The organism is Pseudomonas sp. B16120, from assembly GCF_044218845.1.
GTDB lineage: Bacteria > Pseudomonadota > Gammaproteobacteria > Pseudomonadales > Pseudomonadaceae > Aquipseudomonas > Aquipseudomonas paracarnis.
On sequence record NZ_CP162588.1, the window covers coordinates 1413633 to 1431118 of the forward strand.

Sequence of the window (17486 nt, forward strand, 5' to 3'; positions counted from 1 at the left end):
TCCTGCTGGATTTTTGCGTTACAATGCGCCACCGTGCCGACCCGTGAGTCGCAAAGTTCCTGCAGAGGTGTTCCATGGATATCATCGAAACGATCAAAGAGCAGATTGCCAACAACACCATTCTGCTTTACATGAAGGGCGCACCTAACGCGCCTCAGTGCGGTTTCTCCGCAAAAGCGTCCCAGGCCGTCATGCAATGCGGCGAGAAGTTCGCTTACGTGGATATCCTGCAAAACCCTGAAATCCGTGCCAACCTGCCAAAGTACGCCAACTGGCCGACTTTCCCGCAGTTGTGGGTAGCCGGTGAGCTGGTTGGCGGTAGCGACATCATCACTGAAATGGCAGCTGATGGTTCGCTGCAAGCGCTGATCAAAGACGCAGCGCAAAAAGCAGCAGTCAAGACTGACGCCTAATTGGCGAGCAATAAAAAGCCCCGCTTCTCTGGTGAGAGCGGGGCTTTTTTGTGCCTGAACGCTACGGGTTATTCACCCATCTGCGATTGCAGGTAATTCTCCAGGCTGACCTTGTCGATCAGGCCCAACTGGGTTTCAAGCCAGTCGATATGCTCTTCCTGATCTTCCAGGATATCTTCCAGCAGTTCACGGCTGCCGAAATCGCCCTTGGTTTCGCAGTGAGCGATAGCGGCTTTCAGATCGCTGTGGCTCTTGCGCTCGAAGCCCAGGTCGCTGCTGATCATTTCCTGGGTGTGCTCGCCGATGTTCAGCTTGCCCAAGTCCTGTACGTTCGGCAGGCCTTCCAGGAACAGGATGCGCTTGATCAGCGCGTCGGCGTCCTTCATGGCCTTGATCGACTCTTTGTATTCACGCTTGCCGAGCTTTTCCAGGCCCCAATCGTCGTACATGCGCGCATGCAGAAAGTACTGATTGATCGCGACCAGTTCATTGGCAAGGATTTTGTTGAGTTGCTGGATGACTGAGATGTCGCCTTTCATGACTGGGGTCCTGCCCTGTAATAGCTGTGTATAGGGCGGAGTCTGAGCGGTGAAAATCTTAGTGTCAAACCTAAGTTATTGAATAATAAATGAAAATTAATCGGAATAAGAATGTTTGTGTTCCGCGTCTTGGCGCTAACTATTTGAATTGATGGCATAAAAAAACCGGACACTAGGTCCGGTTCTTCAAAACATGCCTATTCAGGCGTGTTTAAATTCTGCTGGGTAGGGGAGCGCGGCCTGGGCTGTTTGCAGCTGCGTCAGGGTTTCCCGTACCACTTGCTTGGCCAGGCAAGCACATTTGCCACACTGGCTGGCAACGCCGGTGGTTTCACGTACTTCCTTATAGCTGCAGCAACCTTCGTAGATTGCTTCGCGGATTTGTCCGTCGGTGACGCCAGTGCAGAGGCAGACATACATAAGTGAGAACCGTCGCGGGTTTATGGCTTAAGTGCGATGGATCTTAATGTTAACGAGAATGATTGTCAAAATAGTTTCAGCAGCAATCCGGGGGGAATTGCCCGTGCGCTGACGAACGGTTTTTTCGGTGTATGATGGTCGGTCTTCACGAAGCGTGATTGCGTCATATTTCTGTCTGTTTCCACAGGCAGATTCGACCGGTCCTTTTACTTCAATCGTCACCCCTATATCAGGAGATATCCAATGAGCGTACTCGTCGGTAAACAAGCCCCGGATTTCGACGTACCAGCCGTCCTCGGCAATGGCGAAATCGTAGACAGCTTCAAGCTGTCTGAAGCCATCAAAGGCAAATACGGCCTGGTGTTCTTCTACCCGCTGGACTTCACCTTCGTCTGCCCTTCGGAGCTGATCGCCCTGGACCACCGCATGGACGATTTCAAGGCGCGCAACGTTGAAGTGGTCGCGGTTTCCATCGACTCCCATTTCACCCACAACGCCTGGCGCAACACCGCCATCAATGACGGCGGTATCGGTAAAGTCAAATACACCATGGCTGCCGACATGAAGCACGACATCGCCAAGGCCTACGACGTTGAGTCCGAAGGCGGCGTGGCGTTCCGTGGCGCGTTCCTCATCGATGACAAGGGCGTTGTGCGCTCGCAGATCATCAACGACCTGCCGCTGGGCCGTAACATGGAAGAGCTGATCCGCCTGGTCGACGCGCTGCAATTCCACGAAGAGCACGGCGAAGTCTGCCCTGCCAACTGGAAAAAAGGCGACAAAGGCATGAACGCTTCGCCAGAAGGCGTTGCGGCTTACCTGACCGAGAACGCTGGCAAGCTGTAAGCCAACGTCACGGTAAAAAAAACCGGCCTGAAAAGGCCGGTTTTTTTATGCGCGGGATTTGACTTCAGTCGTTGAAGTCTTCCCAGCCGCCCATCTGCTTCCAGCGGTTGACGATGCCGCAGAACAGCTCGGCGGTCTTCTCGGTGTCGTAGCGGGCCGAGTGGGCTTCACGCCCGTCAAAGTCGATACCGGCCGCCTGGCAGGCTTTGGCCAGAACGGTCTGACCGTAGGCCAGGCCTGCAAGCGTTGCGGTGTCGAAACTGGAGAACGGATGAAACGGGTTGCGCTTCATGTCCAACCGCGCCACGGCGGCGTTCAGGAAGCCCAGGTCGAAACTGCTGTTGTGACCGACCAGGATCGCACGTTTGCAGCCATTGGCCTTCAATGCCTTGCGCACGCCACGGAAGATGTCGGTCAGCGCCGCTTCTTCACTTACCGCCATGCGCAGTGGGTGGTCGAGCTTGATCCCGGTGAATTCCAGGGCAGCGGCTTCGATATTGGCGCCTTCAAACGGCTCGACGCGAAAGAAATGGGTGTGTTCCGGGTACACAAAGCCCTGTTCGTCCATGCCGATGGTGGTTGCGGCAATTTCCAGCAAGGCATCGGTGGCGCAGTTGAAACCACCGGTTTCTACGTCGATGACGACCGGCAGATAGCCGCGAAAACGCTCGGCCATCGGATGGCGCGAGCCACCACCGCCGTGCTCTTGTTCGTCGTCGTAATGGTCTTCACTCACTTGCTTTCCTCCAGCAGGCGCCAGCGCAGTGTTTCACCGGCGCGCAGCGGGATAACGGTCAGCTCGCCAAACGGCAGGCTGGCAGGGGCGGTCCAGTCTTCACGAACCAGGGTAATGCGGTCGGTATTCGCCGGCAGGCCGTAGAAACGCGGGCCGTTGAGGCTGGCGAAACCTTCGAGCTTGTCCAGAGCATTACGTTGTTCAAACGCTTCGGCGTACAACTCGATGGCGGCAAACGCGGTGTAGCAGCCGGCGCAGCCGCATGCGGCTTCCTTGGCGTGCTGGGCGTGGGGGGCCGAGTCGGTGCCGAGGAAGAACTTCGGGTTGCCGCTGGTGGCGGCATCCAGCAGGGCTACCTGATGGGTGTTGCGTTTGAGGATCGGCAGGCAGTAGAAGTGCGGCCGAATCCCGCCCACCAGCATGTGGTTGCGGTTGTAGAGCAGGTGATGGGCCGTGATGGTCGCGCCAACGTTGGCCGACGCCTCGCTGACGAACTGCACCGCATCGGCGGTGGTGATGTGTTCAAACACCACCTTGAGCGTGGGGAACAGCTCGACCACACGACGCATGTGTTCATCGATGAAGATTTTTTCGCGATCGAACACGTCCACATCGCCACGGGTGACTTCCCCGTGGATCAGCAATGGCATGCCGACCTCCGCCATGGCTTCGATTGCCGGCAGGATCTTATCGATGCTGGTCACGCCGGAATCGGAGTTGGTGGTCGCGCCTGCCGGGTACAGCTTGGCGGCGTGCACGTAACCGCTGGCCTTGGCTTCACGGATTTCTTCAGGCTGGGTGCGGTCGGTGAGGTAGAGCACCATCAACGGTTCGAAGCGGCTGCCGGCCGGTCGCGCAGCGAGGATGCGCTGGCGATAGGCGTCGGCTTCTGCGGCATTGCGCACCGGAGGTACGAGGTTAGGCATGATGATGGCGCGGCCAAACGTGCGCGCGACATCGGCCACGGTTTGAGGTAACGCAGCACCATCGCGAAGATGAATATGCCAGTCGTCGGGACGCAGCAGGGTCAGGCGGTCGGACATTGGGGATTCCAGGCGGGTCAATCTGGTGGGAATGCTACCGGAAAAGACTCTTGCAGGCACTCGCTATCAAGTTTTGCCGGATGCTACCGATATCTCCGGGTATGCCTTAACGATGTATGACGCTTTGAAGTGTTGTAGAAACCAGTGGAGCCTCCCGTGCGCCAGTATTATCTAGCCCTGCTCAGTGTGTTCGCCAGCCTGCCTGCGGCGGCCCTCACGTTCCAGACACGTCTGGAGAATATTGAGTGGAAGGTAGAGGGCGATCAGTTCGAGTGCCGCCTGACCCAGCCGATCAGCGATTTCGGTTCCGGTGAATTCGTACGCCGGGCCGGCGAACAGGCGACGTTTCGTCTGAAAACCTATGGCAGCAGCCTCGGCGCCGGCTCCGCAACCCTGTTGGCCGCTGCCGCGCCTTGGCAGCCGGGCCGAGGTGATATCAACCTGGGGGCCGTGCGTGTCGGCAGCGGCGACGTCCTGTTCAATAGCTCCCAGGCCCAGGCCGGCCGCCTGTTCACGGGTTTGCTTGAAGGGCGCAGCCCGACCGTGCGGCATTACGGGCGTCAAGGCGGCTACTCGGAAATTCGCCTGCTGCCTGTGAAGTTCAACAAGGCGTACAACGATTATCAGGTGTGCACCACCAAGCTGCTGCCCATGAATTACGACCAGGTCAAACAGACTGAAGTGGGCTTCCCCGGTGGTGGTATTGAGCTGGACGCGGCGGCCAAGAAGAAGTTGTCGGTGATCCTGGCATTCATGAAAGCCGATCCCACGGTCAATCATGTCGAGTTGAACGGTCATTCCGATAACAGTGGCAATCGCCTGACCAACCGTGACGTCTCACGGCGCCGCGCCCTGGCGGTGATGGACTACTTCAAGGCCAACGGCATTCAGGAATCGCAAATCACGATGCGCTTCCATGGCGAAAGCTACCCCTTGGCGCCCAACACCAATGCCGCCAACCGTGCGCGTAACCGCCGTGTGAATATTCAGCTGGAGCGCGTGGCTGCCCCCGAGAAACCGGCGCCCCAGACCATTGCGCCAAGCAACCCGGCGGCTACCTCATAAGGGCGACCATCGGTCGCCCACTCGACATAATCTGTCGCTTTATCTTCATTTGCTGTCGCGCCCCTGTAATTTCACGGTTTTGATCGGTAGAATCGTCGCCTTTCCGTACAACCCCGTGGAGTGATGGCATGGCCGACGTAAACAAGGTCGTTCTCGCGTATTCCGGCGGCCTGGACACTTCGGTGATCCTCAAGTGGCTGCAGGATACTTATAACTGTGAAGTGGTGACCTTCACCGCTGACCTGGGTCAGGGTGAAGAGGTCGAGCCTGCACGTGCCAAGGCGCAAGCCATGGGCGTGAAAGAGATCTACATTGACGACCTGCGCGAAGAATTCGTCCGCGATTTCGTTTTCCCGATGTTTCGCGCCAACACTGTCTACGAAGGTGAGTACCTGCTGGGTACCTCCATCGCACGTCCGCTGATCGCCAAGCGCCTGATCGAGATCGCCAACGAAACGGGCGCCGACGCCATTTCTCACGGCGCCACCGGCAAGGGCAACGACCAGGTCCGTTTCGAACTGGGTGCGTACGCACTCAAGCCAGGGGTGAAAGTCATTGCGCCGTGGCGGGAATGGGACCTGCTGTCCCGTGAAAAGCTGATGGATTACGCTGAAAAGCACGCCATCCCGATCGAGCGCCACGGCAAGAAGAAGTCGCCGTACTCAATGGACGCCAACCTGTTGCACATCTCCTATGAAGGCGGCGTGCTGGAAGACACCTGGACCGAGCACGAAGAAGATATGTGGAAATGGACGGTCTCCCCGGAGAACGCTCCAGACAAGGCGCAGTACCTGGAACTGACTTACCGTAACGGCGATATCGTTGCGCTGGACGGCGTTGAAATGACCCCGGCCACCGTACTGGCGACCCTGAACCGGATCGGTGGCCAGCATGGTATCGGCCGTCTCGACATCGTCGAGAACCGTTACGTGGGCATGAAGTCCCGTGGCTGCTACGAAACCCCAGGTGGCACCATCATGCTGCGCGCCCACCGCGCCATCGAATCCATCACCCTGGACCGCGAAGTCGCTCACCTCAAAGACGAGCTGATGCCCAAGTACGCCAGCCTGATCTACACCGGTTACTGGTGGAGCCCTGAGCGTCTGATGCTGCAACAGATGATCGACGCCTCCCAGGCTCATGTGAACGGTGTTGTGCGCCTGAAGCTGTACAAGGGCAACGTGATCGTCACCGGCCGCAAGTCCGATGAGTCGCTGTTCGACTCCAACATCGCCACCTTCGAAGAAGACGGCGGGGCCTACAATCAGGCGGACGCGGCAGGCTTCATCAAGTTGAACGCACTGCGCATGCGCATTGCTGCCAACAAGGGCCGCTCGTTGTTCTGAACCGTGCGCCTGTCGTGAAAAATGGCCCCTTATGCAAGGGGCCATTTTTTTTGCCTGGATTTTAGATGTCGCACTGTTTATTAGCGTTTAGCGTGTGTTTAAGGTTTTTTCGTAACTTACGCAATTATTTACCGGTTTATCTTTTTTTAAGGCTGAATCATTTTTTACATCTGGGGAGGAACTATGTCTGACAGAAAATTCACTCATGTAGTTGCAATGGAGATGTGAGTTGTTGAATTTTCTGTAGGAATTGCGGAAGTGTTGAAATATGTTAAATGGAACTAATGCGGACGGTTTTTCCGGGTCGGTTTGCGGGCGTCATTGCGACAAGCAAGGGGCATTTCCTGAAAGTCTTGTGCGGCACGTTTACCTTCAGGGGCTCATGCCCCAGACATTTCACTCAAAATATGTGCGCGCCGGGAAAGGTCTGAAAGCAACCATAAAGCTACATGCATCTAAGTTGGCGAATTTTTGTAGGTTAATTCCTATCTTCTTGTGGGTTGGGTCTCTGCCTGCTCTTGCTCGGGGTGGAATGCTATGCCAACTAGTAATCGACTAGGCTATTGTGTTTGCTCTAAATAATTCGAACAGCGAAATTGGACTTTCTCATGAATAAAGTGCTGATCGTGGATGATCATCCCGTCATTCGTCTTGCTGTGCGCATGCTAATGGAGCGTCATGGTTATGAGGTCGTTGCCGAGACTGATAACGGTGTCGATGCGTTGCAACTTGCACGGGAACATATGCCGGATATTGTGATACTGGATATCGGAATCCCCAAGCTCGACGGCTTGGAAGTTATTTGTCGGCTGGCTTCGACCAAGCAAGCCGTCTCGTTCAAGGTGCTGGTGCTGACGTCCCAGGCGCCTGGCCATTTTTCCATGCGCTGCATGCAGGCGGGTGCCGCCGGCTATGTGTGCAAGCAGCAGGATCTGACAGAGTTGCTCAGTGCCATCAAGGCGGTGCTTTCCGGCTATAGCTATTTCCCGAACCAGGCGCTCAACTCAGTGCGGTCAACCATGGGCAATGCCAGTGAAGCCGACATGGTCGAACGCTTATCGGGGCGGGAGATGATGGTGCTGCAGCAACTGGCCCGTGGCAAAACCAACAAGGAGATTGCCGATGGCATGTTCCTCAGCAACAAAACCGTCAGTACCTACAAGACGCGCTTGCTGCTCAAGCTCAATGCCAGGTCCCTCGTGGACTTGATCGAACTGGCCCAGCGCAACGGCCTGGTCTAGGAGGATATTGCATCTCTTGAATACCCGTGTAACCGGCAGAAAAAAGCCTCCGTCAGGGAGGCTTCCGGCCGCCAACGGCTCGATCAGAGATCGAAGTCGTAATCGGCCAGCTGTTTTTGCAAGCGTCGCTCTTCCAGAAGATTGTCGATAGTGCGGCGTTTGCTTAAATTGGTCTTGGCCACCTCTGCCACAGGTGCCTCTACCACATCGTCATCCGACTCAACGAGGTCGTCTTCCACTTCCAGTTGTTCGTTGCCAGCGCTCATAAGGTCAACTCCAGGCTAAGACTGCCGTTGGGGCTCCTTATAGCGATAATCCGCGAACGGGTAAAAAAGATTTTTTCAATCGCCTGATCACAAAAAGCAATGATCGCTCAATCGTCGGAGGTCTTGTCCTTGTATTCGCACAAGTCTTCGATACGGCAGCTGCCGCAGCGCGGCTTGCGGGCCTGGCAAACGTAGCGTCCGTGCAGGATCAGCCAATGGTGGGAGTCGAGCAAATAGGGCTTGGGCACGAACTTCATCAATTGCTTTTCCACCTCAACCACATTCTTGCCCCGTGCAATGCCGGTTCGGTTGCTGACGCGGAAAATGTGCGTGTCCACCGCCATGGTCAACTGCCGAAACGCCGTATTGAGCACCACGTTCGCCGTTTTGCGGCCCACGCCTGGCAAGGCTTCGAGGGCTTCGCGGGTTTGTGGCACCTCACCCCCATGCAGCTCCAACAACAGGCGGCACGTTTCGATCACATTCTTGGCCTTGCTGTTATACAGGCCGATGGTTTTGATGTATTCGGACAAGCCTTCCACACCCAGGGCGTAAATCGCGGCGGGTGTATTGGCCACGGGGTACAACTTCGCCGTGGCCTTGTTAACGCCTACGTCTGTGGATTGAGCCGATAGGATCACCGCAATCAGTAATTCGAACGGTGAGGAGTAGGCCAGTTCGGTTTTCGGTTCCGGATTGTCTTCGTGAAACCTGCGGAAGATTTCCAGGCGTTTTGCGGCATTCATAGGGACAGGCGTTTCCTTGCAGGCGGTCGGCGTGATGTTAGCAATACACAGCGCACTGGGTCAGCCGTTGGCCTCGGCATCTTGCAGCGTTTGCTCGGCGGCATTCAATGCGGCTTTCAAGGTTGCCAATTGATGCTCGTCGGCATGGTGATCCTGAGCCTTTTTCAACGCTGCACGGCGCATGGCCAGCTGGATTTTTGCGCGCTTGAACTCGGCGCTTTTAGTGGTCGTCTTTGGTGGCTGCGGTGAGCTGTTGGCCTCCAGTGCGGCAAGCGCCTGCTCGGATGCCTCGAACTGCCGCTGCAGCATAATCAATTGCGACTGTTGCTCAAAGGTCGGCGGATGCCCAAACGCTTTCAAGGATTTGTGCAACTGAGCGCGACTCATGGCGACGCTGCTTTTGGCCTGCTTGATCGCAGCGTCCTGAGCGGCCTGAGTGTTATCAACCGGTGCCACCTCCATCGGCGCTGTGCGCTTGGCTCGTGCCAGGCGTTCGGCGAGCTTGTAGGCTTCTTCACGTTGCAGGCGGGCGTTACGTTGCTCGAAGCGCCGCCGCGCCCGGTTGCGTTTGCGGTCGCGTACACGCCGTTCATCATCGTTGCTGGCCAAGTCACCGACGATAGGCAGAACGTCAGCAAGTGGGCGCATCTCGATACAGTCGACAGGGCAAGGCGCAACGCACAGGTCGCAACCGGTGCACTCGTCGACAATCACGGTGTGCATCAACTTGGCGGCACCCACAATGGCGTCCACCGGGCAGGCCTGGATGCATTTGGTACAGCCGATGCATTCGGCCTCGCGGATATAGGCGACTTGCGCAGGCGCATCTCCACGGCTGGTGTCCAGCTCCAGTACCGGCAGGCGCAGCAGTTGCGCGAGCCCGGCAATGGTTTCCTGCCCACCGGGCGGGCACTTGTTGATGGCTTCGCCTTTAGCGATGCCTTCTGCGTAGGGCTTGCAGCCCGGGTGCCCGCACTTGCCGCATTGAGTCTGCGGCAGCAGCGCGTCGATACGTTGAATGAGGTTCATGCTGTGATCATAGCGTTGATGCCCGGTCCAGGGAGGAGGGCAAGCTGAGAAGCCCCGCTGTAGCAACAGCGGGGCATTTTGCAGAGGTTACTTGATGCGTTGACCCGGCTTGGCACCGCTGTCCGGGCTCAGCAGGTAGATTTCTTCGCCGCCAGGGCCCGCAGCCATCACCATGCCTTCGGAAATGCCAAACTTCATTTTTCGTGGCTTGAGGTTGGCGATCATCATGGTCAGGCGACCATCGAGCTTGGACGGGTCCGGGTAAGCGCTCTTGATGCCGGAGAACACGTTGCGCTGTTCGTCACCGATATCCAGCGTCAGGCGCAGCAGCTTGTCGGCGCCTTCCACGGCCTCGGCCTTGATGATCAGCGCCACGCGCAGGTCCACGGCGGCAAAGGCGTCGAAATCGATTTCCGGGGAAATCGGGTCCTTGACCAGCTCGCCATTGCCCGCCGGCGCGGATTGGCCGGTATCGGTCTGGCTGGCCACCAGGTCTTCTTTCGAAGCATCGGTCATGGCCTGGACTTTCACCGGGTCAATCCGGGTCATCAAGGGCTTGAACGCGTTCAACTGATGATTACCGAGCAAGGTGGTGTGATCGTTCCAGCTCAACGGCGCCACGTTGAGGAACGCCTCGGCATCGGCGGCCAGCAATGGCAGCACCGGCTTGAGGAAGATCACCAACTGACGGAACAGGTTGACCCCGGTGGCGCAGATCGCCTGAACCTCCGCTTCCTTGCCTTCCTGCTTGTTCAGCGACCATGGCGCCTTGTCGGCGATCCAGGCGTTGGCGCGGTCGGCCAGGCCCATGATCTCGCGCATGGCGCGGGCAAAGTCGCGGGCTTCATAAGCGTCGGCGATGCTCGGCGCGGCGGCCAGGAACGCGTCGGTCAGTTCCGGTGCGGCGTTCTCGGCTACCAGTACACCGGCGTTGCCCTTGTGGATGAACCCGGCGCAACGGCTGGCGATGTTGACGACTTTACCCACCAGGTCCGAGTTGACCTTCTGTACGAAGTCTTCCAGGTTCAGGTCCAGGTCGTCGACGCCACGGCCCAGCTTGGATGCGTAGTAATAGCGCAGGTATTCCGGCGACAGATGGTCCAGGTAGGTGCGCGCCTTGATAAAGGTGCCACGGGACTTGGACATTTTCTGGCCGTTGACCGTCAGGTAGCCGTGCACGGCGATGCCGGTCGGCTTGCGGTAGCCCGAGCCTTCAAGCATTGCCGGCCAGAACAGCGCGTGGAAGTTGACGATGTCCTTGCCGATGAAGTGGTATAGCTCGGCGGTGGAGTCCTTGCCCCAGAACGCGTCGAAGTCCAACTGCGGGGTGCGATCGCACAGGTTCTTGAAGCTGGCCATGTAGCCGATCGGCGCGTCCAGCCATACATAGAAATACTTGCCTGGCTCGCCCGGAATCTCGAAGCCGAAGTACGGCGCGTCGCGGGAGATGTCCCACTGCTGCAGGCCACTGTCGAGCCATTCGGAGAGTTTGTTGGCCACGGCGTCCTGCAAGGTGCCGCTGCGCGTCCAGGTTTGCAGCATTTGCTGGAAATCCGGGAGCTTGAAGAAGAAGTGCTGCGAGTCCTTGAGCACCGGCGTGGCGCCGGAGATCGCTGACTTGGGATCCTTCAAGTCGGTCGGTGCGTAGGTCGCACCACATTTTTCGCAGTTGTCGCCGTACTGGTCTTCGGTGCCGCATTTCGGGCAGGTGCCCTTGATGAAACGGTCGGCCAGGAACATTTTCTTTTCCGGGTCGAAATACTGGGTCACCGAACGTTGGTCGATGTGCCCGGCTTCCTTCAACCGCAGGTAGATCTGGCTCGACAGCTCGCGGTTTTCGTCGGAGTGGGTCGAGTGAAAATTGTCGAAGTCCACCAGGAACTCGGCAAAGTCGGCGCTGTGTTCAGCCTGCACATTGGCGATCAGCTGTTCCGGGGTGATGCCTTCCTTTTCAGCGCGCAACATGATGGCCGAACCGTGGGCGTCGTCCGCGCAGACATAAATGCATTGATTGCCGCGATGCTTCTGGAAGCGCACCCACATATCGGTCTGGATGTACTCAAGCATATGGCCAAGATGGATCGAACCATTGGCATAGGGCAGGGCGCTGGTGACGAGGATCTTGCGTGGCTCGGACATGGGGCTCGGCTACTTGATGAAACGGAGGTCGGCCACTATAAAGCGCCGGGAAATTTATTTCACCCCGTGACGCTGTTTCAGAATCTTCCGTACCTTCGAAAGCATGCCGTTCGGCGGCTGGAACGGTTAGGATAGCCGCCTGTTTCAGTCAGTCTTTTTTTCGGGAGTAGCCCATGAGCGCCGTCAATCGCGCAGCGGTGGAAGCCGTTCTTCGCCAGTACACCGACCCCTATTTGAACCAGGACCCGGTCAGTGCCGGCTGTGTACGTGCCATCGAGGTCCAGGGCGACCAGGTGGCGGTGCAGTTGCAACTGGGTTATGCCGCGGGATTGTTCAAAAGCGGTTGGGCGCAGATGCTGCAAATGGCTATCGAGGGCCTCGACGGTGTGGGTTCGGCCAAGGTCGACATCCAATGCGTGATCACGCCGCACAAGGCCCAGGCGCAGATCCCGGGTCTGGCCAACGTCAAGAATGTGGTGGCGGTGGCTTCCGGCAAGGGTGGCGTGGGTAAATCCACCACCGCGGCCAACCTGGCCCTGGCCTTGGCCCGGGAAGGGGCGCGCGTGGGCATTCTCGATGCCGATATCTACGGGCCGAGCCAGGGCGTGATGTTCGGCATCGCCGAAGGCACACGGCCGAAGGTCAAGGATCAGAAATGGTTTGTACCGATCGAGTCGCTGGGTGTGGAAGTGATGTCCATGGCGTTTCTCACCGATGACAACACGCCGATGGTCTGGCGCGGGCCAATGGTCTCCGGTGCGTTGCTGCAACTGGTCACACAAACAGCTTGGGGCGACCTCGACTACCTGGTGATCGACATGCCGCCAGGCACCGGCGACATTCAACTGACCCTGGCGCAGAAAGTGCCGGTGGCCGGTGCGGTGATTGTCACCACGCCTCAGGACCTGGCGCTGCTGGACGCCAGGAAAGGTGTGGAGATGTTCCGCAAGGTCAACATTCCGGTGCTGGGCGTCGTGGAAAACATGGCGGTGCACATCTGTTCCAACTGCGGGCATGCCGAGCATCTGTTCGGTGAGGGCGGGGGGGCGAAGCTCGCTACCCAGTATGGCGTTGAACTGCTGGCATCGCTGCCATTGGCGATGGAGATTCGCGAGCAGGCCGATGGTGGCAAACCTACCGTCGCGGCAGAGGCCGATGGGCAGATCGCGATGATCTATCAGGAATTGGCCCGTCACGTCGGTGCGCGGATTGTTTTGCAGGAAGCGACGGCGCCGGCAATGCCGACCATTACCGTGAGCGACGATTGATTAGGCTTTAACGGTTACGCGAAAAGCCTGACGATCCGTGGTGCTCTCAGGTTTTTCGCGAGCGAGCTCGCTCCTACAGGTGGGGCGCCAAAAGGGCTTGTTGCTACTTTGCGCAATGCACGTGTAAGCATTCGCTTACTTTTTCGTAAGTGTTTGGTTTTTTTAGCGGTTGCGTACGTCTTGAATCGACGAAGCTATTATCTATCTTTTTGAAAAATAACGATTATTTTCATGCTGGCGAGCGGCAACTTTTGTCAGCCCGCCGTGGGGATCGCGTTGAACTTCCCTTGGAACGCTCTAACATCAGCCCTGTGTCCACGGATTGGCACAGCCATCAAGGAACGATGGTTTGAAGGAACGTCGCAGGATGCGATTCATCAGGATGATGAAAAGGAATACAGGGACTAGGGAAAAAATGTGGGCGGGTCATACCGCCCCTTTTTTTGCCTGTAGAAAAGTGAACCCAGGCACCCGAACGCAAAAAAGGCCCTCAAGGGCCTTTTTTTGTTGGGCAGTGGCGCTTTAGCGCTCTAGTTGCTCAATCTTGTTGGGCTTGCCATCCCATTCGGCGGCGTCCGGCATCGGATCTTTGCGCTCAGTGATGTTTGGCCAGATGTCTGCCAACTCGACGTTCAACTGAATGAATTGCTCCATGCCCGCAGGCACTTCGTCCTCGGAGAAAATCGCGACGGCCGGGCATTCTGGTTCACACAGGGCGCAGTCGATGCACTCATCCGGGTGGATAACCAGGAAATTCGGGCCTTCGTAGAAGCAGTCCACCGGACAGACTTCTACGCAGTCGGTGTACTTGCACTTGATGCAGTTGTCGGTGACGACGAAGGTCATTTCTAATTTTCTCCTCAGGCGGCGGCAGCGAAACCCCTTGTGGTGGGGTTCGCGAGGTTTGAGAGCGATAGTCTGCGGACCAGGCTAAAAGCCCGCAGCATCCCAAACCGCGCGAGATTCTATCAGCTTGCAAGCGTCTGCGTTATATCCGAGTCTTCAGTGCATATAACATTTCGAGCGCTTTACGCGGCGTCAAGTCATCCAGGTCAAGCTTTGCCAACTCATCCAGCACCGGATGGGGCAGGCTGGCGAACATATCGCTCTGATGCGGCGCGGCAGGTTTCTTGCCGGCCTTGGCCGGGCTGGCGACCACGGTTTCATGGGGCAGGGCCGTGGTTTCCAGGCGGCTGAGGTGTTCGCGGGCACGGGTGATCACCTCGTTCGGCACACCGGCCAACTGCGCCACGGCCAGGCCGTAGCTCTGGCTCGCAGGCCCTGGCAGCACATGGTGCAGGAACACGATGCGCTCGTTGTGCTCGGTGGCATTGAGATGCACGTTGGCCACCAGCGGCTCGCTTTCCGGCAACACCGTCAGCTCGAAGTAGTGCGTGGCGAACAGCGTGTACGCACGCAAATGCGCCAAGCGTTCGGCCGCGGCCCAAGCCAGGGACAGGCCGTCGAAGGTGCTGGTACCACGACCTACTTCGTCCATCAGCACCAGGCTGCGCTCGGTGGCGTTGTGCAAAATGTTGGCGGTCTCGCTCATTTCCACCATAAAGGTCGAACGGCCACCGGCCAGGTCATCGCTGGAGCCGATCCGCGTGAAAATGCGGTCCACCAGCGACAACTCGCAACTGGCTGCGGGTACAAAGCTGCCGATATGCGCCAACAGCACGATCAACGCGGTCTGGCGCATGTAGGTGGATTTACCACCCATGTTCGGACCGGTGATCACCAACATGCGGGTATCGTCGTCCAGCGACAGGTCATTGGCGACGAACGGCGTGGTCAGCACCTGCTCTACCACCGGGTGACGGCCTTGCACGATGCGCATGCACGGTTCGCTGACAAACCGTGGGCAGTTGAGGTCCAGGTTCAGCGCCCGTTCGGCGAGGTTGCTCAACACATCCAGCTCCGCCAGGGCGGCGGCGGTGTCTTGCAACGGCGCCAGGCGGCTGATCAGGTCCTCGAGCAAGGCTTCGTAGAGCATCTTTTCCCGCGCCAGGGCGCGGCTTTTGGCCGACAGCGCCTTGTCTTCGAACTCTTTGAGCTCTGGGGTGATAAAACGCTCGGCGCCTTTGAGGGTCTGGCGACGTTGATAGTCGATAGGCGCAGACTCCGCCTGCTTGCTCGGCAACTCGATAAAGTAGCCATGCACGCGGTTGTAGCCGACTTTCAGGTTAGCCAGGCCGGTACGGGCTTTTTCGCGGGCTTCCAGGTCGATCAGGAACTGCCCGGCGTTTTCGCTCAGGGATTGCAGCTCATCCAGCTCGCTGTCGTAGCCGGTTTTCAACACGCCGCCGTCACGAATGATCGCGGGCGGGTTGTCGATGATGGCTTTTTCCAGCAGTGCCGCGAGGTCCGGGTACGTGCCGGCAGTCACTGCCAGCTGTTGCAGGTGCGGCGTGTCCAGCTCGGTCATCGCCACTTGCAACTGCGGCAGGGCGCTCAAGGCATCACGCAGGCGCGCCAGGTCACGGGGCCGTGCATTGCGCAAACCGATCCGTGCCAGGATACGTTCGATATCGCCGATTTCTTTCAGTTGCGGCTGCAGCTTTTCAAAGCGATAGCCGTCGAGCAGGCAAGTAATAGAAGACTGGCGTGCTTGCAGCACGGTCAAGTCCCGCAGCGGACGGTTCAGCCAACGGGTCAGCAAACGGCTGCCCATGGCGGTCTGGCAACGGTCTACCACCGATTGCAGGGTGTTATCGCGGCCACCGGCCAGGTTGGTGTCCAGTTCCAGGTTGCGACGGCTGGCGCCATCAAGCACCACGGTATCGTCCAGACGCTCATGGCGCAGGCTGCGCAAGTGCGGCAGGGCGGTACGCTGGGTTTCCTTGGCGTAGCTGAGCAGGCAGCCGGCAGCGCCGATAGCCAGGGTCAGGGTTTCGCAACCAAAGCCTTTAAGGTCCTGCACCGAGAACTGCTGGCACAGACTTTTCAGTGCCGAATCACGTTCAAAATCCCACGGTGCACGACGTTTGGTTCCCCGACGCTTCTCGGCGGGCAAGTCCTTGGGCCAATCATCCGGGATCAACAACTCCACCGGATTGATACGCTCCAGCTCCGCCAGCAGGTTTTCCCAACCCTTGATCTCCAGCACGCTGAAGTTGCCACTGGTGATATCCAGCACCGACAGGCCGAACAGACGCTCATCGCCCAATACCGCAGCGATCAGGTTGTCGCGACGCTCATCCAGCAACGCCTCATCACTCACCGTGCCTGGGGTGATGATGCGCACCACCTGGCGTTCCACCGGCCCTTTGCTGGTGGCCGGGTCACCGATCTGCTCACAGATCACCACCGACTCGCCCAGCTTGACCAGCTTGACCAAGTAGCCTTCCAACGAGTGATAAGGAATCCCACACATCGGAATCGACTGCCCCGCCGACTGCCCACGCGCGGTCAGGGTAATGTCCAGCAGCTTGGCGGCCTTCTTCGCGTCTTCGTAGAAGATCTCGTAGAAGTCGCCCATGCGATAGAACATCAACTGATCAGGGTGCTGGTTTTTCAGGCGCCAGTACTGCTGCATCATTGGGGTGTGGGAGGACAGGTCTGAAGTGTTTTTACTCATTGGGTAGTAGGCAAATTCGTTGAAAGTGATGGGGCAAAGGGGGCGCTTGGCCCAGCATTTTTTGCGATGGCGGCAAGGTTAACACGCGAGGTCGGGGGTTCGCAGGTCGCAAACGGATAGGTAAAAAAGCAAAAGCGGTGCCGCCCCGATATCCACCACTAAAGGAGCGGCGCCGCCACAGGTTAGCGGTTACCCGCCTTTTCTATTTTCGCGGCTTACTGGGTATTAACCGGCGAATCCAACACCTTCACCCCATCATCAACCACCGCCTCGACCATTTCCTGCAAATCATGCGAAGCCCAGGCGTAACGGTCCGTCTCCATGGTCATCGCCGCATCTTCTGCGAGCAGCTTGGCGACGTGGAGAAGATTGGAGGTGGGGTGCAAGGCGTTTTGCAAGGAAACACCGCTGTTAATGCGTGAACCTGCTCTGGCTTTTCATAAAGTCGTGTTTATGAAGAATTGTTTAAGTTGCGCTCGCAGGTCGTGCCTTCGCGAGATTCTTTCCGGGGCGAGCGTTTTCGAGCGGGTGAATATAATTTCGAATAATCAGGGTTTTAGAAAAAACATCCGCACTAAAAAGAATCGTTGATGTGATTTTTATTAGCTTCCTATCATTTTTTTCTGACTCTCTATTCCAAAAAGGTCTTTTGTCGAAAAATTCGGAGCATGTTTTATTGCTCACAGATGTAACAAATTGTTTCATTTTTTTGCCGTTTTTCGGTATCGACAAGGGGGCTTTCTGTCGGCGAACAGGTGAGTTCCGTTCGTTGCGACGCAGTGGGTTAAGCCTGGGACATTGATGATTTT

General features: G+C 57.5%; 16 protein-coding genes and 1 pseudogene. 6 read left to right on the forward strand and 11 right to left on the reverse strand.

Annotated elements, in window-relative coordinates:
- The first annotated feature begins 74 nt into the window (after positions 1-74).
- Positions 75-413, forward strand: a complete 339-nt coding sequence (grxD, locus tag AB4P90_RS06680) for a Grx4 family monothiol glutaredoxin (RefSeq protein WP_014717141.1) — start codon at positions 75-77, stop codon at positions 411-413.
- Positions 414-481: 68 nt separating this feature from the next.
- On the opposite strand, the gene bfr is transcribed toward grxD, so the two are convergent.
- Both bfr and AB4P90_RS06690 read right to left on the reverse strand, forming a co-directional pair.
- Positions 482-952 carry a bacterioferritin gene (bfr, locus tag AB4P90_RS06685; protein WP_012722487.1) on the reverse strand — a complete coding sequence of 157 codons (471 nt, stop codon included), beginning with the start codon at positions 950-952 and terminating at the stop codon, positions 482-484.
- A 201-nt stretch (positions 953-1153) separates the two neighbouring features.
- Positions 1154-1372, reverse strand: a complete 219-nt coding sequence (locus tag AB4P90_RS06690) for a bacterioferritin-associated ferredoxin (protein ID WP_003188977.1) — start codon at positions 1370-1372, stop codon at positions 1154-1156.
- A 243-nt stretch (positions 1373-1615) separates the two neighbouring features.
- Between AB4P90_RS06690 and AB4P90_RS06695 the strand changes: the two genes are divergently transcribed.
- A complete protein-coding gene (locus tag AB4P90_RS06695; RefSeq protein WP_003172097.1) occupies positions 1616-2218 on the forward strand; it encodes a peroxiredoxin in 603 nt (200 codons plus the stop codon).
- Positions 2219-2282: 64 nt separating this feature from the next.
- Here AB4P90_RS06695 and rnt read toward each other — a convergent pair whose 3' ends face one another.
- The gene (gene rnt, locus AB4P90_RS06700) at positions 2283-2954 is read right to left on the reverse strand and encodes a ribonuclease T (RefSeq protein WP_003188980.1); all 672 of its coding nucleotides are present in this window, start codon (positions 2952-2954) and stop codon (positions 2283-2285) included.
- Positions 2951-3997 carry a dihydroorotase gene (gene pyrC / locus AB4P90_RS06705; protein ID WP_014717142.1) on the reverse strand — a complete coding sequence of 349 codons (1047 nt, stop codon included), beginning with the start codon at positions 3995-3997 and terminating at the stop codon, positions 2951-2953. Before pyrC ends, rnt begins: the two co-directional genes overlap by 4 nt.
- 156 nt (positions 3998-4153) lie before the next feature.
- Between pyrC and AB4P90_RS06710 the strand changes: the two genes are divergently transcribed.
- The 3 genes from AB4P90_RS06710 (at position 4154) to AB4P90_RS06720 (ending at position 7649) form a co-directional block, all read left to right on the forward strand.
- On the forward strand, positions 4154-5062 hold the full coding sequence (locus AB4P90_RS06710; protein ID WP_032903290.1) for an OmpA family protein: 909 nt from the start codon (positions 4154-4156) through the stop codon (positions 5060-5062).
- Positions 5063-5190: 128 nt separating this feature from the next.
- Positions 5191-6408, forward strand: a complete 1218-nt coding sequence (locus AB4P90_RS06715) for an argininosuccinate synthase (protein WP_003188984.1) — start codon at positions 5191-5193, stop codon at positions 6406-6408.
- Positions 6409-7016: 608 nt separating this feature from the next.
- A complete protein-coding gene (locus tag AB4P90_RS06720; protein ID WP_003188986.1) occupies positions 7017-7649 on the forward strand; it encodes a response regulator transcription factor in 633 nt (210 codons plus the stop codon).
- A gap of 83 nt (positions 7650-7732) precedes the next feature.
- Here AB4P90_RS06720 and AB4P90_RS06725 read toward each other — a convergent pair whose 3' ends face one another.
- From AB4P90_RS06725 to metG, 4 genes are all read right to left on the reverse strand, one after another.
- The gene (locus AB4P90_RS06725) at positions 7733-7915 is read right to left on the reverse strand and encodes a PA3496 family putative envelope integrity protein (RefSeq protein WP_014717144.1); all 183 of its coding nucleotides are present in this window, start codon (positions 7913-7915) and stop codon (positions 7733-7735) included.
- 107 nt (positions 7916-8022) lie between these two features.
- Positions 8023-8661, reverse strand: coding sequence for an endonuclease III (gene nth / locus AB4P90_RS06730; RefSeq protein ID WP_003188989.1), 639 nt, complete (start codon positions 8659-8661; stop codon positions 8023-8025).
- A 60-nt stretch (positions 8662-8721) separates the two neighbouring features.
- Positions 8722-9690, reverse strand: coding sequence for an electron transport complex subunit RsxB (rsxB, locus tag AB4P90_RS06735; RefSeq protein WP_069868302.1), 969 nt, complete (start codon positions 9688-9690; stop codon positions 8722-8724).
- Between the two features lie 87 nt (positions 9691-9777).
- Positions 9778-11829, reverse strand: a complete 2052-nt coding sequence (metG, locus tag AB4P90_RS06740) for a methionine--tRNA ligase (protein ID WP_060767092.1) — start codon at positions 11827-11829, stop codon at positions 9778-9780.
- Between the two features lie 173 nt (positions 11830-12002).
- Here metG and apbC point away from each other — a divergent pair, with 173 nt between their 5' ends.
- A complete protein-coding gene (apbC, locus tag AB4P90_RS06745; RefSeq protein WP_339232895.1) occupies positions 12003-13097 on the forward strand; it encodes an iron-sulfur cluster carrier protein ApbC in 1095 nt (364 codons plus the stop codon).
- 522 nt (positions 13098-13619) lie between these two features.
- On the opposite strand, the gene fdxA is transcribed toward apbC, so the two are convergent.
- The 3 genes and pseudogenes from fdxA to AB4P90_RS06760 all read right to left on the reverse strand — a co-directional run.
- A complete protein-coding gene (fdxA, locus tag AB4P90_RS06750; protein ID WP_014717148.1) occupies positions 13620-13943 on the reverse strand; it encodes a ferredoxin FdxA in 324 nt (107 codons plus the stop codon).
- A 142-nt stretch (positions 13944-14085) separates the two neighbouring features.
- Positions 14086-16677 carry a DNA mismatch repair protein MutS gene (mutS, locus tag AB4P90_RS06755; RefSeq protein ID WP_014717149.1) on the reverse strand — a complete coding sequence of 864 codons (2592 nt, stop codon included), beginning with the start codon at positions 16675-16677 and terminating at the stop codon, positions 14086-14088.
- Between the two features lie 215 nt (positions 16678-16892).
- A pseudogene (locus AB4P90_RS06760) lies at positions 16893-17096 on the reverse strand (DUF3077 domain-containing protein); the annotation flags it as partial.
- Positions 17097-17486: the final 390 nt, after the last annotated feature.

Excerpts from the sequence above, each read along its gene's own strand:
- grxD (WP_014717141.1), top strand. The coding sequence starts at position 75 with ATGGATATCATCGAAACGATCAAAGAGCAGATTGCCAACAACACCATT.
- bfr (WP_012722487.1), bottom strand. The coding sequence starts at position 952 with ATGAAAGGCGACATCTCAGTCATCCAGCAACTCAACAAAATCCTTGCC.
- AB4P90_RS06690 (WP_003188977.1), bottom strand. The coding sequence starts at position 1,372 with ATGTATGTCTGCCTCTGCACTGGCGTCACCGACGGACAAATCCGCGAA.
- AB4P90_RS06695 (WP_003172097.1), top strand. The coding sequence starts at position 1,616 with ATGAGCGTACTCGTCGGTAAACAAGCCCCGGATTTCGACGTACCAGCC.
- pyrC (WP_014717142.1), bottom strand. The coding sequence starts at position 3,997 with ATGTCCGACCGCCTGACCCTGCTGCGTCCCGACGACTGGCATATTCAT.
- AB4P90_RS06715 (WP_003188984.1), top strand. The coding sequence starts at position 5,191 with ATGGCCGACGTAAACAAGGTCGTTCTCGCGTATTCCGGCGGCCTGGAC.
- AB4P90_RS06720 (WP_003188986.1), top strand. The coding sequence starts at position 7,017 with ATGAATAAAGTGCTGATCGTGGATGATCATCCCGTCATTCGTCTTGCT.
- AB4P90_RS06725 (WP_014717144.1), bottom strand. The coding sequence starts at position 7,915 with ATGAGCGCTGGCAACGAACAACTGGAAGTGGAAGACGACCTCGTTGAG.
- nth (WP_003188989.1), bottom strand. The coding sequence starts at position 8,661 with ATGAATGCCGCAAAACGCCTGGAAATCTTCCGCAGGTTTCACGAAGAC.
- rsxB (WP_069868302.1), bottom strand. The coding sequence starts at position 9,690 with ATGAACCTCATTCAACGTATCGACGCGCTGCTGCCGCAGACTCAATGC.
- metG (WP_060767092.1), bottom strand. The coding sequence starts at position 11,829 with ATGTCCGAGCCACGCAAGATCCTCGTCACCAGCGCCCTGCCCTATGCC.
- apbC (WP_339232895.1), top strand. The coding sequence starts at position 12,003 with ATGAGCGCCGTCAATCGCGCAGCGGTGGAAGCCGTTCTTCGCCAGTAC.
- fdxA (WP_014717148.1), bottom strand. The coding sequence starts at position 13,943 with ATGACCTTCGTCGTCACCGACAACTGCATCAAGTGCAAGTACACCGAC.
- mutS (WP_014717149.1), bottom strand. The coding sequence starts at position 16,677 with ATGAGTAAAAACACTTCAGACCTGTCCTCCCACACCCCAATGATGCAG.